The 13,532-nt window shown below is 72.1% G+C and carries 14 protein-coding genes and 1 pseudogene; 9 read left to right on the top strand and 6 right to left on the bottom strand.

The window, feature by feature from the left end; genetic code table 11:
- Positions 1-215 precede the first annotated feature (215 nt).
- Positions 216-593, top strand: a complete 378-nt coding sequence (locus ACWDY5_RS40800) for a hypothetical protein (RefSeq protein ID WP_449727483.1) — start codon at positions 216-218, stop codon at positions 591-593.
- Here ACWDY5_RS40800 and ACWDY5_RS40805 read toward each other — a convergent pair.
- Both ACWDY5_RS40805 and ACWDY5_RS40810 read right to left on the bottom strand, forming a co-directional pair.
- Positions 508-999 carry a GNAT family N-acetyltransferase gene (locus tag ACWDY5_RS40805; protein WP_449727484.1) on the bottom strand — a complete coding sequence of 164 codons (492 nt, stop codon included), beginning with the start codon at positions 997-999 and terminating at the stop codon, positions 508-510. The two genes, ACWDY5_RS40800 and ACWDY5_RS40805, sit on opposite strands and share 86 nt — an antisense overlap.
- A complete protein-coding gene (locus tag ACWDY5_RS40810; protein ID WP_449727485.1) occupies positions 996-1,943 on the bottom strand; it encodes a bifunctional helix-turn-helix transcriptional regulator/GNAT family N-acetyltransferase in 948 nt (315 codons plus the stop codon). Before ACWDY5_RS40810 ends, ACWDY5_RS40805 begins: the two co-directional genes overlap by 4 nt.
- Before the next feature lie 119 nt (positions 1,944-2,062).
- On the opposite strand from ACWDY5_RS40810, the gene ACWDY5_RS40815 reads away from it, so the two are divergent.
- The 5 genes from ACWDY5_RS40815 (at position 2,063) to ACWDY5_RS40835 (ending at position 8,213) form a co-directional block, all read left to right on the top strand.
- Positions 2,063-3,109 (top strand): aldo/keto reductase, encoded by a 1,047-nt coding sequence (locus ACWDY5_RS40815; protein WP_449727486.1) that lies wholly within the window; start codon positions 2,063-2,065, stop codon positions 3,107-3,109.
- 80 nt (positions 3,110-3,189) lie between these two features.
- Positions 3,190-4,029, top strand: coding sequence for a serine hydrolase (locus ACWDY5_RS40820; RefSeq protein WP_449727487.1), 840 nt, complete (start codon positions 3,190-3,192; stop codon positions 4,027-4,029).
- 37 nt (positions 4,030-4,066) lie between these two features.
- Entirely contained in the window at positions 4,067-5,569 is a 1,503-nt protein-coding gene (locus ACWDY5_RS40825; RefSeq protein WP_449727488.1) for an FAD-dependent oxidoreductase, read from the top strand.
- A gap of 29 nt (positions 5,570-5,598) precedes the next feature.
- Positions 5,599-6,903 carry an NAD(P)/FAD-dependent oxidoreductase gene (locus ACWDY5_RS40830; RefSeq protein ID WP_449727489.1) on the top strand — a complete coding sequence of 435 codons (1,305 nt, stop codon included), beginning with the start codon at positions 5,599-5,601 and terminating at the stop codon, positions 6,901-6,903.
- Positions 6,900-8,213, top strand: coding sequence for a cytochrome P450 (locus ACWDY5_RS40835; RefSeq protein ID WP_449727490.1), 1,314 nt, complete (start codon positions 6,900-6,902; stop codon positions 8,211-8,213). The genes ACWDY5_RS40830 and ACWDY5_RS40835 overlap by 4 nt, the downstream gene beginning before the upstream one ends.
- On the opposite strand, the gene ACWDY5_RS40840 is transcribed toward ACWDY5_RS40835, so the two are convergent.
- Positions 8,197-8,835 (bottom strand): UdgX family uracil-DNA binding protein, encoded by a 639-nt coding sequence (locus ACWDY5_RS40840; RefSeq protein WP_449727491.1) that lies wholly within the window; start codon positions 8,833-8,835, stop codon positions 8,197-8,199. The genes ACWDY5_RS40835 and ACWDY5_RS40840 overlap by 17 nt on opposite strands.
- Position 8,836: 1 nt before the next feature.
- On the bottom strand, positions 8,837-9,226 hold the full coding sequence (locus ACWDY5_RS40845; RefSeq protein WP_449727492.1) for a low affinity iron permease family protein: 390 nt from the start codon (positions 9,224-9,226) through the stop codon (positions 8,837-8,839).
- Between the two features lie 103 nt (positions 9,227-9,329).
- On the opposite strand from ACWDY5_RS40845, the gene ACWDY5_RS40850 reads away from it, so the two are divergent.
- Positions 9,330-9,770, top strand: coding sequence for a DUF4383 domain-containing protein (locus tag ACWDY5_RS40850; protein WP_449727493.1), 441 nt, complete (start codon positions 9,330-9,332; stop codon positions 9,768-9,770).
- Complete coding sequence (locus ACWDY5_RS40855) at positions 9,767-11,239, top strand: aminotransferase class I/II-fold pyridoxal phosphate-dependent enzyme (RefSeq protein WP_449727494.1); 1,473 nt, start codon at positions 9,767-9,769, stop codon at positions 11,237-11,239. Before ACWDY5_RS40850 ends, ACWDY5_RS40855 begins: the two co-directional genes overlap by 4 nt.
- Here the strand turns inward: ACWDY5_RS40855 and ACWDY5_RS40860 are convergent, their stop codons facing one another.
- Positions 11,240-11,689, bottom strand: a complete 450-nt coding sequence (locus tag ACWDY5_RS40860) for a DUF6328 family protein (protein WP_449727495.1) — start codon at positions 11,687-11,689, stop codon at positions 11,240-11,242.
- Between the two features lie 71 nt (positions 11,690-11,760).
- Here ACWDY5_RS40860 and ACWDY5_RS40865 point away from each other — a divergent pair, with 71 nt between their 5' ends.
- Entirely contained in the window at positions 11,761-12,360 is a 600-nt protein-coding gene (locus tag ACWDY5_RS40865; RefSeq protein WP_449727496.1) for a flavodoxin family protein, read from the top strand.
- A gap of 3 nt (positions 12,361-12,363) precedes the next feature.
- Here the strand turns inward: ACWDY5_RS40865 and ACWDY5_RS40870 are convergent.
- A pseudogene (locus ACWDY5_RS40870) lies at positions 12,364-13,521 on the bottom strand (aldehyde dehydrogenase family protein); the annotation flags it as partial.
- Positions 13,522-13,532: the final 11 nt, after the last annotated feature.

The raw sequence follows: 13,532 nt of genomic DNA on the forward strand, positions 1-13,532 counted from the left end.
GCGGGCGGCTTGCACGGCGGCGGGGTAGCGGGGCGGTCGGGCGGCACGCCGGTCGGGCGGCGCGGCGACGGGAGGACGGGGCGGCGGTGGGCGGAGCGGCAGCGGCGGGACGATGCGGCGGTCGGGCGGCGGAGCGGCGGTGGGCGGAGCGGCGCGGCGGTGACAACCAGGCCCAACCTTGCGACGGGCTGGTGGGTGGGCTGCCGGTTGGCGTGATGGCGCTGGCCGTCATGGACGTGCTCGCCTGCCAGACCGACGGGGCGCTCGCGCTGAGCCCGCCGCGCTGGCTGTGGCGGCTGACCGCGCTGGCGATCGTGGTGTCGATGACCGCTGGCGTGTTGACGTCCCTCGCCATCGGACCGGCCAGCCCGTTCCTGCTCGGGGTCGCGTTGCTGGCCTTTCTGCCGCTGGCCGCGCGGCACACCTGGCTGCTCGGTGGGCTTTGTCTGCTGGTCGGCGCGGTCCAGGCGGTGGTGGGTCTGATTCCCTTCCTGATCCTCTACACCCTCAGCGGCGGGGTGCTGATCCTGGTGGGGCTGCTGAGTTTCTTGGTGCAAGGACCGGTAGCAGGAACTCCGGGCGGGTCCAGGTGACCCTGGGCGGGCTTGGTGGCAGCAGCCGGAGCTGTTCGGCGCCTTGGCGGCGGTAGAAGTCGGCGGCTGGCGGGTGGGAGACGATGCGCACCGCGGTCAGGCCGCACTCCCCCGCCAGCGCCAGCATGTGCCGGATCAGGCGCCTGCCCAAGCCCAGGCCCTGCGCGTGGTCGGCGACGAAGAGCAGGTCCAGCTCTGGTGGGGCCGGGATCAGGCGGTAGAAGCCCAGGGTTTCGGTTCCGCGCCGGGCGACGAAGGCAGGGGCGGAGGTCAGGTCGGCTGGGGTGAGCCGGAAGCCGTGCAGGATTGAGGCGTACTCGCCTTGGTAGGCCGAGGAGTTGTGCATCAACGCGGTCAGCTCGTCGGCCTGGCCGGGGTCGGCGGGATGGATGTCCGGGGTGCTCACCTTGGCCGGGCAGGCGCGCGGACCGGCAGGGGGCGGGTCCAGGTTTGGCCGATGAGGTCCTTGCCGAAGCTGTGGTGGGGTTCTTCGGCGACCAGCTCGAAACCTGCGGCTTGGTAGATCTTGCGGGCGGCGCTGAGGATGTCGTTGGTCCACAAGGTGATCGCCGAGTAGCCCGTGCGTTCGGCGAAGCGCAGGCATTCCTCGACCAGGCGGGAGCCGATGCCCAGGCCGCGCGCCGAGGGCTCGACCAGCAGGAGGCGCAGGCGGGCGGTGTCGGCGTTCTCGGCGACGCAGAAGACGCAGCCGACCGCTTCGCCGTCGACCTCGGCGATCCAGGCGGATTCCCTTGCTGGGTCGTGGTTTCCGGCGTAGTCGGCGACGATCCTGGCGACCAGGGTCTCGTAGGTGTGGTCCCAGCCGAACTGTTCGGCGTAGAGCACGGCGTTGCGGTTGATGACCCAGCCGTAGTCGCCGGGGTTCGGGGCGCGCAGGACCACTGTTGGCGGGCGGGAGCGCGTGGGTTCGAGGACCTCGCGGATGGTGTTCATCGCTTCGGTCAGCCGGCGCTGGTCGGCTTCGGAGAGGGTGGCGAGCAGGTCGCGGACCTGGTCGGCGGAGCGGGTGTCCAGGTCGGTGTGCACGGCGCGGCCGCGTTCGGTCAGGCGCAGCACCTGGCGGCGGGCGTCGGCCGGGGACTTCTCCTTGACCAGCAGGCCGTCGGCGGCGAAGCGGGCCACGATCCGGCTCAGGTACCCGGCGTCCAGGGCCAGCTCGCGGCGCAGGTCGGCGACGTCGGTGGCCTCCTGCTGGCCCAGCTCGAAGAGCACCCTGGCCTCGGTGAGGGTGTACGGGGTGCGCAGCAGGCCCTCGTCCAGCACGCCCAACTGAGCCGTGTAGCACCGGGTGAAGGCCCGGATGGCGGCGATCCGCTGCTTCGTGGTCATCGTTGCCCCAGTCTGCCAAGTCGTTGACTCCGGCAAACATATCATGAGGGCTTGACCTGGAGTTCGCTCCAGCACCTAGGGTCCGGCCCGAAGATCACCACTACTGGGGAGCAGGACTTATGCGTTACCGCACGCTTGGCGGCACCGGGATCGAGGTCAGCGTCCACTGCCTGGGCGCGATGATGTTCGGCATGGTCGGCAACACCGACCACGAGGACAGCGCCCGGATCATCCACACCGCGCTGGACGCGGGCATCAACTTCGTCGACACCGCCGACATGTACTCCATGGGCGAGTCCGAGGAGATCGTCGGCAAGGCCCTGGCAGGCCGGCGTGAGGAGGTGGTGCTGGCGACCAAGGTGCACTTCCCGATGGGCGAGGGGCCCAACCGGGGCGGCAACTCCCGGCGCTGGATCACCCGCGCGGTGGAGGACAGCCTGCGGCGGCTGCGCACCGACTGGATCGACCTCTACCAGGTGCACCGGCCCGACCACACCACCGACATCGAGGAGACCCTGGCCGCGCTGACCGACCTGGTCCGCCAGGGCAAGGTGCGCGCCATCGGCTGCTCCTCCTTCCCCGCCCAGGACATCGCCGAGGCCCACCACGTGGCCGAACGGCGGGGCCTGTACCGCTTCCGCACCGAGCAGCCGCCCTACAACCTGCTCGCCCGCGGCGTGGAAACCCACCAGCTGCCCACCGCGCAGCGCTACGGCATGGGCGCGCTGACCTACAGCCCGCTGGCCAACGGCTTCCTCTCCGGCAAGGTCCGCAAGGACCAGCCGGTGGACCTGACCACCGGGCGGCCCGCGCTGACCCCGGCCCGCTTCGACGCCTCGCTGCCGGCGAACGCGGCCAAGTTCGACGCGCTGGAGAAGCTGACCGAGCTGGCCGCGGACCTGGGTGTGCCGCTGGCGCAGCTGGCGGTGGCCTTCCCGGCCGCGCACCCCGCGGTGACCTCGGTGATCATCGGGCCGCGCACGATGGAGCAGCTGACCTCGCTGCTGGCCGGGGTCGAGCTGGAGCTGGACGACGCCACGCTGGACCGGATCGACGAGATCGTGCCGCCGGGCACCGACCTGTACCGGGCGGACGGGGCCTGGCAGCCGCCGTCGCTGGCCGCGCCGCGCCGTCGCCGCCCGGTGGGTGAGCGCGCGGCTGCCTGAACGGGCGACGGGGGTGGTCGCTTCAGGAACCCTGTGGTTTCACACTGCAACCACCCTCACCCGATCGGCGTCATTCGGGCATGCGAGTACGACTATGGCTGCCGTTGGCGCTGGTCGCCGTCGTGGCGACAACGGTGGTGCTGACCACCTCCTTCGGCCGGGACCCGTGGCGCACCGACTGCGCGGGGCCGCTGGTCGCGCCCAAGGCGGCCAGCGGCTCGGCCGCGGCGGTGCAGGCGGCGGTGGCGGCCTCGGCGAAGGGCGCCACGGTCGGCTACGAGGTCCTCGACCTGTCGGCCTGCCGGGTGGTGGCCGGGGTCAACTCCCAGCAGCGGTTCGCCGCGGCCTCGGTGGTCAAGCTGCTGATCGCGCTCGACGCGCTGGACCGGCAGGGCGAGCAGGCCGAGGACCGGGTGGAGCGGATGCTCTCGGTCAGCGACGACGCCACGGCCAGCGCGCTGTGGACGGCCAACGGCGGGCCGGAGATCGTCAAGCGGGTCGCGAACAAGCTCAAGCTGGGCGGGGTGCGGCCGCCGGAGCGGGCCGGGCAGTGGGGCGACACCCAGGTCACCGCGCACGACGTGGCGCTGGTCTACCGGCACATCTCGGCCGCGGAGACCACGGACCGCCGGCAGTTGCTGACCTCGGCGATGGCCGAGGCGCCGCGGACCGCCGCGGACGGGTTCGACCAGCACTTCGGCATCCCGGACGGGCTGCCGGGCAGCCGGTGGGCGATCAAGCAGGGCTGGGGCAGCAGCGGTGAGCGCACCGTGCTGCACAGCACCGGCCTGGTCGGCGGCGACCGGCAGTACGCGGTGGTGCTGCTGTCCAGCTGGCCGCTGGGCATGGACCGGACGGCGGCGGGCCGGGCGTTGACCGCGGGCGCCGGACGGGTGAGCGAGCCCGCCGCGGCGCACTGACCTGGTTGCCCAGCTCCCAGGCGGGTATCTGGGGGCCATGGCCAACGTCTCCTACTGGATCTCCAGCACCGCCGACGCCGGCGCCGACCGCCCTGAGCTGCCCGAGCAGGCCGACGTGGTGGTGCTCGGCGCGGGTATCGCCGGGATCACGACCGCCTACCTGCTCAAGCAGCTGGGCCTGCGGGTCGCGCTCATCGAGGCCGGGGAACTGGCCGCGGGAGTCACCGGGCACACCACGGCCAAGGTGACCGTGCAGCACGGGCCGGTCCACCAGCGGCTGCGCCGGTCCTTCAACGCCGAGACCGCGACCGCGCACGCCCGCGCGCAGACCGCGGCGCTGGAGTGGCTGGCGGCCACCTCGGCGCGGCTGGGCATCGACTGCGAACTCACCCGCAGCGCCAACGTGCTCTACACCGAGCAGCCGGGCAGTGTGCCGACGCTGCGCGCGGAGGCCGAGGCGGCGGCCGCGGCCGGGCTGCCCGCGGCCTTCGCCGACCACACCGACCTGCCGTTCCCGGTGGCCGGTGCGGTGCGGCTGGCCGACCAGGCCAAGTTCCACCCCCGGAAGTGGCTGCTCGGGCTGGCCGCGCTGATTCCAGGGGACGGCTGCTCGGTGCACACCGGGGTGCGGGCGCTGGCGCTGACCGAGGGTGACCCGTGCGTGGTGACCACCACCGAGGGCCGGATCAGGGCCGAGCACGTGGTGGTGGCCACGCACTACCCGATCTTCGACCGGGGCGCGTTCTTCCCCAGGCTGCAACCGCGCCGGGACCTGGTGGTGGCCGGGCCGGGCCAGGGGCCGCCGGGGATGTACCTGGATGTGGACACCGCGCACTCGGTGCGCACCGCGCCGCTGCCCGGCGGCGAGGAGCTGCTCATCGTCGGCGGCGAGGGCCACCTGGTCGACGAGGGGGACAACACCGGGGCGCGGTTCGAGCGGCTGGCCGAGTGGGCGCGGGAACGGCTGGGGCTGACCGAGATCCGCTACCGGTGGATGGCGCACGATCTGTCCACTCCGGACGGTCTGCCCTACATCGGCCGGTTCCACCCGTTCACCAAGAAGGTGTGGGTGGCCACCGGGTTCGGGCACTGGGGCATGACCAACGGGACCCTGGCCGGGCTGATCCTGCGCGACCTGATCTCCGGGGTGGCCAGCCCGCATGCGGCGCTGTTCGACCCGCTGCGCACCACCCTGGCCCAGTCCGCGCCGAAGTTCGTCAAGACCAACGCGCACGTGGCCGCCCGGCTGGTCGGCGACCGGTTCGCCGCCGCGACCGCGGGCGGGGTGGATCAGCTGGCCGAGGGGCAGGCCGTGGTGACCACCGTCGGCACCAAGGCGGTGGCCGCCTACCGCAAGCCCGGCGGCGAGCTGTGCGCCCTCGGCGCGCGCTGCACCCACCTGGGCTGCCTGGTGGCCTTCAACGACGGTGAGCAGACCTGGGACTGCCCGTGCCACGGCTCCCGGTTCGCCCTGGACGGCTCGGTCATCCAGGGTCCGGCGGTGCGGCCGCTGCCGAAGGTGGACCTCGGGGACGGGTGAAGCCGGCGGCGGGTGGGTATCCGGGGCGGGTGACTGCCACCAGACATCGAGTCGTCATCGTCGGCGGGGGCTTCGGCGGGCTGGCCGCGGCACGGGCGCTGCGCAAGTCCGATGTGGACGTCATCCTCATCGACCGGATGAACCACCACCTGTTCCAGCCGCTGCTCTACCAGGTGGCCACCGCGCTGCTCTCCCCCGGCGACATTGCACCCGCGCTGCGGGATGTGCTGCGTTCCCAGCGCAACGCCCGGGTGGTGCTGGGCACCGCCACCGAGCTGGACGCGCAGGCCCGCACGGTGACCGTGGAGCTGCCGGACTGCCGCCAGGAGGTGGTGGCCTACGACAGCCTGGTGGTCGCCGCCGGGTCCGCGGACAGCTACTTCGGCCATGAGGAGTGGCGGGAGGTGGCGCTGCCGATGAAGACCCTCTCCGACGCGGTGCGGCTGCGCTCCCGGCTGCTCACCGCCTTCGAGAACGCCGCCAACGCCCAAGATCCGGCCGAGCGGGCGCGCTGGCTGACCATCGCGATCGTCGGCGCCGGGCCGACCGGGGTGGAGCTGGCCGGGCAGGTGGCCGCGATGGCCAGGCGCAGCCTGCGCAACCAGTTCCGCGACATCGACCCAGCCTCGGCCAAGGTGGTGCTGATCGACGCGGTGGACACCGTGCTGCCGCCCTTCGCCGAACCGCTGCGCGCGCACACCCAGAAGACGCTGCACAAGCTCGGTGTGGAGGTTTTGCTCGGCAAGATGGTCGCCGACGTGGACCAGGAGGGCGTGTTGTTGCGCGCCAAGGACAAGAGCGAGTCCCGGCTGGCCGCGCGCACGGTGATCTGGGCGGCCGGGGTGAAACCGGCGGCCTTCGCCGACCAGCTGGCCAAGGCCACCGGGGTGGAGACGGACAAGAAGGGCAAGATCAAGGTGCGGCCGGACTGCTCACTGCCCGGCCACCCCGAGCTCTTCGCCGTCGGCGACCTGGCCAACCTGGACGACCTGCCGGGGCTGGCCGCGCCCGCGATCCAGCAGGGCGAGCACGTCGGCGAGGTGATCAAGGCCAGGCTGGGTGAGCGGACCCCGCCGCCGGCGTTCCGCTACCGGGACCGCGGCACCATGGCCACCGTCTCCCCCGGCGACGCCGTGGCCGATGTGCGCGGGCTGAAGCTGCGCGGGCTGATCGGCAAGGCGGCCTGGCTCGCGGTGCACCTGGCCTTCCTGGTGGGCTGGCGCAACCGGATCTCGGTGCTGGCCGAATGGGGCTGGCTGCTGGCCACCGGCCGCCGGTCCCAGCGGATCATCCTGGAGGCCGCCGACGAGGGCATGGCACGGGGGAAGCGTTGACCACCACCGAGAAGCGCTCACTGAGCCGACTATCCACTGTGGACACCGCGAAGGTGGTCGCCGAGGTGCTGCTGCCGATCGTGGTCCGCGGCGCGGTGATCCGCCGCCCGCGCGCGGTGGCGCTGGCGCAGCGGCTGGACCTGGACCGGCGGGCGGTGCGGCTGCTGACCCGGTTGCGCGAGCGCTACGGCGACGCGCCGCTACGGCTGCGCCTGCCGGGCCGGGACCTGGTGCTGCCACTGGACTCCTCCGACGCGCACGAGGCGCTGGCGCGCTCCCCCGAGCCGTTCAGCCCGGCCAGTCTGGAGAAGCGGCACGCGCTCGGGCAGTTCCAGCCGGAGGGTCTGCTGATCTCCTCCGCCGAGCAGCGGGCGCACCGGCGGGAGTTCACCGAGGACGTGCTGGCCACGCCCTATCCGGTGCACCCGCAGGCCGCCGACTTCACCGCGATCGTCGCCCAGACGGTGAAACCCCTGCTGGCCCAGCCGGAACTGGACTGGCCCGCCTTCACCCGGCAGTGGTGGCGGCTGGTGCGCCAGGTGGTGCTGGGCACCGCCGCCGCCGGGGATGACCTGCTCACCGACCGGCTCTTCGCCTTGCGCCGGGCCGGGAACTGGGGCTGGCTGCACCCCAGGGAGACCAAGCACCGGGAGATGTTCCTGCGGCACCTGCGCGGCGCGATCGACCGGGCCCAGCCGGGCAGCCTGGCCGCGCGGATCGCGGAGAACCACCCCGGCCCGGACATCCACCCCGAGTCGCAGGTGGCGCACTGGCTGTTCGCCTTCGACGCGGCCGGGGTCGCGGTCTTCCGCACGCTGGCGCTGCTGGCCACCCACCCGGAGCAGGAGACCAAGGCGCTGGCCGAGTCCGCCGGGTCCACCCCGGACAGCTTCTGGGAGCTGCCCTACCTGCGCGGCTGCGTGCAGGAGTCGCTGCGGCTGTGGCCGACCACCCCGCTGATCCTGCGTGAGTCCACAGTGGACACCACACTGGGCGGGCACGAGATCCGCAAGGGCGCCACGGTGATCCTGTTCGCGCCCTACCTGCACCGCGGCCCGGCCGGGTTCACCCCGGAGATCTGGCGGGACGGCACCGCGCACTTCCACGGCGCGCTGGTGCCCTTCAGCGACGGCCCCGCGGTCTGTCCCGGCCGCAACCTGGTGCTGCTGCTGACCACCCAGGTGCTGGCCACGCTGCGCCGTGAGCACGAGATCGGGCTGCTGACCAGGGCGCACCTGCGGCCGGGGCGCCGGCTGCCCAGCGTGCTGGACCACTTCGCGCTGCGCTTCGCGCTCAGCCGACGCGGCTGAGCGCGGCCGCGGCCACCTTCAGGTCCTGTACGAGTGCGGCGTAGGCGGCCTCGCGGTCGGGCGCGCGCAGCACCGCGGAGGGGTGCTGGGTGGCCAGCACCCGCGCCGAAAGCGGGAACTCCTCCGGCAGTGCGAGCAGCTCCCCTCGGTGCGCGGTGAGCCGGAACGCCGCGCCCAGGACCGACTGGGCGGCGGTGGCGCCCAGGCACACCACCAGGTCCGGGCGCACCGCGCCGAGCTCGGCCACCAGCCACGGCCGGCAGGCCACCACCTCGGAGCGGTTGGGCTTCTGGTGGATGCGGCGCTTGCCGCGGGCGTCGCGCTGGAACTTGAAGTGCTTGACCGCGTTGGTGACATAGGCCGTGGCGCGGTCGATGCCGGCCTCCACGAGTGCCTTGTCCAGCAGGCGTCCCGCCGGTCCGACGAAGGGTTCGCCCGCCTTGTCCTCCTGGTCGCCGGGCTGTTCGCCGATGAACATCACCCGGCCGTTGCCGGGCCCGTCGCCGAAGACGGCCTGGGTGGCCTCGCGGTAGAGGTCGCAGCCGCGGCAGCCCTGCACCGCGGTGCGCAGTTGGTCGAGTCCGGCGTCCTCTGGCGGGTTGGCTCCCGGGTATTTGGCCATCTCAGCTGCTCTCCCGTTTCTCCAGGCCCACCGCGAGCCGCAGTTCCCTGGCGTCCTCGGCCTGGTCCTGCCGGTTCATCAGGTCGGAGAGGGCGTCGGCGATCGCGTTGAGCTTCTGCTGGGTGGCCTCATCGGAGCGGGTCTGGGTGTTCTGCAGCAGGGCCACCAGCAGGAAGGTGACGATCGTGGTCAGGGTGTTGATCACCAGCTGCCAGGTGTCCTCGGACTCGAAGAGGAAGTAGGACGGGGCCCAGATGACCACCATGGCCAGGCACAGCGCGAAGAACCAGGCTCGCGAGACGAAGGTGTTGACCTTGGTCGCGAACCGGTCGAAGAAGGAGGGGCGCTTGTCCGCCTCGCTGGGCATGACCGCGCCGGCGTGCTCGCTCATGGCCTCGGGTTCCCCTACTCGGGTGCCTTCAACCGCCGTTTGCCGCAGGCGGCATCGGGTAGCCGGAGCCCATCGGAGCAATCTCTCTCGCGAGGTGGGAACCATGGCCCAAGCGGTGACCAGCCGGCCGGTGCGCACCGCGGTGCAAGCCGCGGCGGTGCTGGTGGCGATCGTGTTCGTGGCCGTTGGCGTGCTCGGCTTCATCCCGGGGGTGACCACCAACTTCGACGACCTGCTGGTGGCCGGTCACCACTCGCAGGCGTTGCTGCTGGGCGTGTTCGCGGTCTCGGTGCTGCACAACATCGTGCACCTGATCTTCGGGGTGGCCGGGCTGCTGCTGGCCCGCACCCCCGGTGGCGCGCGCGGCTTCCTCATCGGCGGCGGTGTGGTCTACCTGGCGCTGTGGGTCTACGGGCTGGTGGTGGACAAGGACAGCCCGCTGAACTTCGTGCCGCTCAACACCGCCGATGACTGGCTGCACCTGGGCCTGGGGCTGGGCATGATCGCCCTTGGCGCGCTGCTGGTCCCGAAGGCGGCGCGATGAGCAAGCCGGACCACTCCCGCGCGCCGGTTCTGGAGGCGATGGCCGCCCACCGGGAACGCAACCCGATGACCTTCATCCCGCCCGGCCACAAACAGGGCCGGGGCGTGGATCCCCGGGTCCTGGAGGTGATGGGCCGGGACCTCTTCGCCGCCGACATCATCATGCTCAACGGCATCGACGACCGGCGGATGAGCCAGGAGATCCTGACCCAGGCCGAGGAGCTGATGGCCGATGCGGTGGATGCCGAGCTGGCCTACTTCTCCACCTGCGGCAGCTCGCTGTCGGTCAAGGCCTGCATCATCACCGTGGCCGGTCCCTGCGAGGAGCTGCTGATCTCGCGCAACGCGCACAAGTCGGTGATCGCCGGGCTGATCATCAGCGGCGTGCGCCCGGTGTGGGTGCACCCGCGGTGGGACCCGGAGTGGCAGCTGGCGCACCCGCCCGGCCCGGAGGCGGTGGCCGAAGCCTTTCGCCAGGCCCCCGACGCCAAGGGCATGCTGCTGATCACCCCGACCGACTACGGCGCCTGCGCGGCGATCAAGGACACCGCGGAGCTGTGCCACGAGCACGGCAAGCCGCTGATCGTGGACGAGGCCTGGGGCGCGCACCTGCCCTTCCACCCCGGCCTGCCCAGCTGGGCGATGGACGCGGGCGCGGACCTGTGCGTGACCAGCGTGCACAAGATGGGCGCGGGCCTGGAACAGGGCTCGGTGTACCACCTGCAGGGCGACCGGGTGGATCCGAAAGTCCTGGCCGCGCGGGCGGATCTGCTCAACACCACCAGCCCGTCGGCGCTGATCTACGGTGGGCTGGACGGCTGGCGGCGGCAGATGGCCGAGCACGGACATGCCTTGCTGGACAAGGTGATGACGCTCTCCGCCGAGACCAGGAAACGGCTCGAGGCGTTGCGCGGGGTGCGGGTGATGGGCCACCCGGAGTTCGTCGGCCCCGGCCGCGCCGACGACCTGGACCCGCTCAAGCTGGTCATCGACCTGCAGCAGCTGGGCATCAGCGGCTACACCGCCTCGGAGTGGTTGCGGGAGAACCGGAACGTGGAGGTCGGGCTGGCCGACCACCGCCGTTTCGCCGCGCAGCTGACCGTGGCCGACGACGAGCGCAGCGCGGACATCCTGGTCTCCTCGGTGCGGGCGCTGGTGGAGGCCAGCGAGGACCTGCCCAGGGCCAAGCCGATCGACCTGCCCGCGCCGGGTGAGCTGGAGCTGGAACAGGTGCAGCTGCCCAGGGACGCCTTCTTCGGGCCGTTCGAGGACGTGCCGGCGGAGAAAGCGGCCGGGCGGATCGCCGCGGAGACGATCAGCCCGTACCCGCCGGGTGTGCCCGCGGTGCTGCCCGGCGAGCGGATCACCCAGGACGTGGTGGACTACCTGCGCACCGGGCTGGACGCGGGCATGTACATCCCGGACTCCGCCGATCCGGAGCTGAAGACCTTCCGGGTCACCGCGCGGTGATCAGCGGTGTCGCAGCGGGATCAGGAACCACAGTGAGCCGAAGCCGATCGCGGCGGCCACCCCGAGCGCGATACCCGCCCAGCCGCCCATGATCATCTCGCCGAGCAGGAGCACCGTGCCGGTCAGCGCGATCGCCAGCGCCGCCAGGCCGAGCACGGTGAACCTGTTGGCGGATTTGATGATCCGCTCTCGTTTGCCGCGCCGGAACAACACCCGGTGCCAGGCGGCCGGTGCGGTCAGTAAAGCGACCGCGGCACCGGCGAACAGAATCGTGACCAGATGGGTGATCCGGATCTCGTTGCTGACCTCGGTGTAACGCTCGGTGAAGGTGATCGACAGCAGGAATCCGAACAGGATCTGCACGCCGGCCTGCGCTACGCGTAGCTCCTGGAGCAGCTCGTTGAGGTTGCGGTCCAACCGCTCCTCGGGATCAGCCTCCGGCACACTCATGCCAGGGCAGTACCCGGTTCTTGCATGGGCAAATCCAGGTTTCCCCCGGTCAGCGCGGGTACTCCGGGCGCATGCGAGCTCTTGTCCTCAACTGCACCCTGAAGAAGTCACCGGATACCTCCAACACCGAGCTGCTGGCCAACGTGGTGGTCAGCGCCCTGCGGGAGAAGGACGTCGAGGTCGAGGTGGTGCGAGTGGTCGACCACCGCGTCTCCCCCGGTGTGAAGACCGACATGGGTGGCGACGACGAGTGGCCTGCCATCCACGACAAGCTGCTGGCCGCCGACATCCTGGTGCTGGCCACCCCGACCTGGGTGGGCCACCCCTCCAGCATCGCCCAGCGGGTGCTGGAGCGGATGGACGCGATGATCTCCGAAACCGACGACCAGGAGCGGCCGGTGGCCTACAACCGGGTGGCCGGGGTGGTGGTGACCGGCAACGAGGACGGCGCGCACCACGTGATCAGCGAGATCAGCGGCGGCCTGGCCGACATCGGCTACACCATCCCCGGCCAGGCCTGGACCTACTGGAACCGCGGCCCCGGCCCCGGACCGTCCTATTCGGACACCGAGGAAGGCCACCAGTGGTCGCACAACACCGCGCGCACCATGGCGGCCAACCTGGTCGCGGTGGCCACCGCGCTGCGGGTCACGCCGATCCCGGCGGGCTGAGGCTCACCCCAGTCGCGCGGGCTCGGTGTGCACGACCTTCATGGTGACCAGCTCGTCCAGCAGCTCCGGTCCGTAGCCGAAGCCGTCGCCGCTGGCCCCGCGCGGCTGGGCCGCCCCGCCAGGTGCGCCGCCGAAGACCGCGTTGACCTTGACCGTGCCGACCGGGAGCTCCCGCCAGGCGAGCTGGGCGTTGGCCAGGTCGCCGGTGAGCACGGTGGCGGCCAGGCCGTAGCGGCCGGCGGCGGCCAGTCGCACGGCCTCGGTGAAGCTGCTCACCACCCGGATCGGCGCGACCGGGCCGAAGGTCTCCTCGGTGAGCACCGCGAGCTCGTCGGCGCAGCCGGTGAGCACGGTGACCGGGTAGAACGCGCCGGGTCCTTCGGGGATCTCGCCGCCGGTGAGCAGGGTGGCCCCGGCGTTGACCGCCTCGCTGACGTGGTGGTGCACCTGTTCGCGGTGCCGCCGGTCCACCAAGGGCTGGTCGGCAGGCCAGTTCCGGGCCTGTTTGACCAGCTCGTCGTGGAAGCGGTTGGCGAGGTCCCGGTGCAGGTAGATCCGTTCCACCGAGGTGCAGATCTGGCCCTGGTTGGTGAAGGCGCCGATGGCGGCCTGTTCGGCGGCCCAGGCCGGGTCGACGTCCCGGTCCACGATCAGCGCGTCGTTGCCGCCGTTCTCCAGCAGCACCTTGGCTCCGGTGACCGCGGCGTCGCGGGCGATCATCCGGCCCGCGGCGGTGCCGCCGACGTGGGCGATGACATCGACCCCGGCGTGCACCAGGGCGGCGCCGGTGCCGGCATCACCGGCCACCGTGGTCAGCACGCCGGCGGGCAGGCAGTCGGTGAGGATGTCGCCGAGCAGGGCTCCGGTGTGCGGGCAGCGTTCGCTGGGCTTGTGCAGCACCGCGTTGCCGGTGACCAGGCCCGCGCCGAGCAGGCCGCAGGCCACCGCGACCGGGTCGTTCCACGGGGTCAGGGCCAGCAGCACGCCCCGGGGTTCGGGCACGGTGAAGTCGGTGGCGCCCCACTGGCCCAGCAGGGTGCGGCCGCCGCGCAGCGGGCCGAGCTCGGCGTACTGCACCAGGGTGGCGGCCCCGGCTTCGATGCCGCCGAGGGCCTGCTCCAGCGGGCGGCCGGTCTCGGCGGGCTGGACGGAGGCGAGGTCCTACGCGCGGG

It is taken from the genome of Crossiella sp. NPDC003009, from assembly GCF_053591555.1.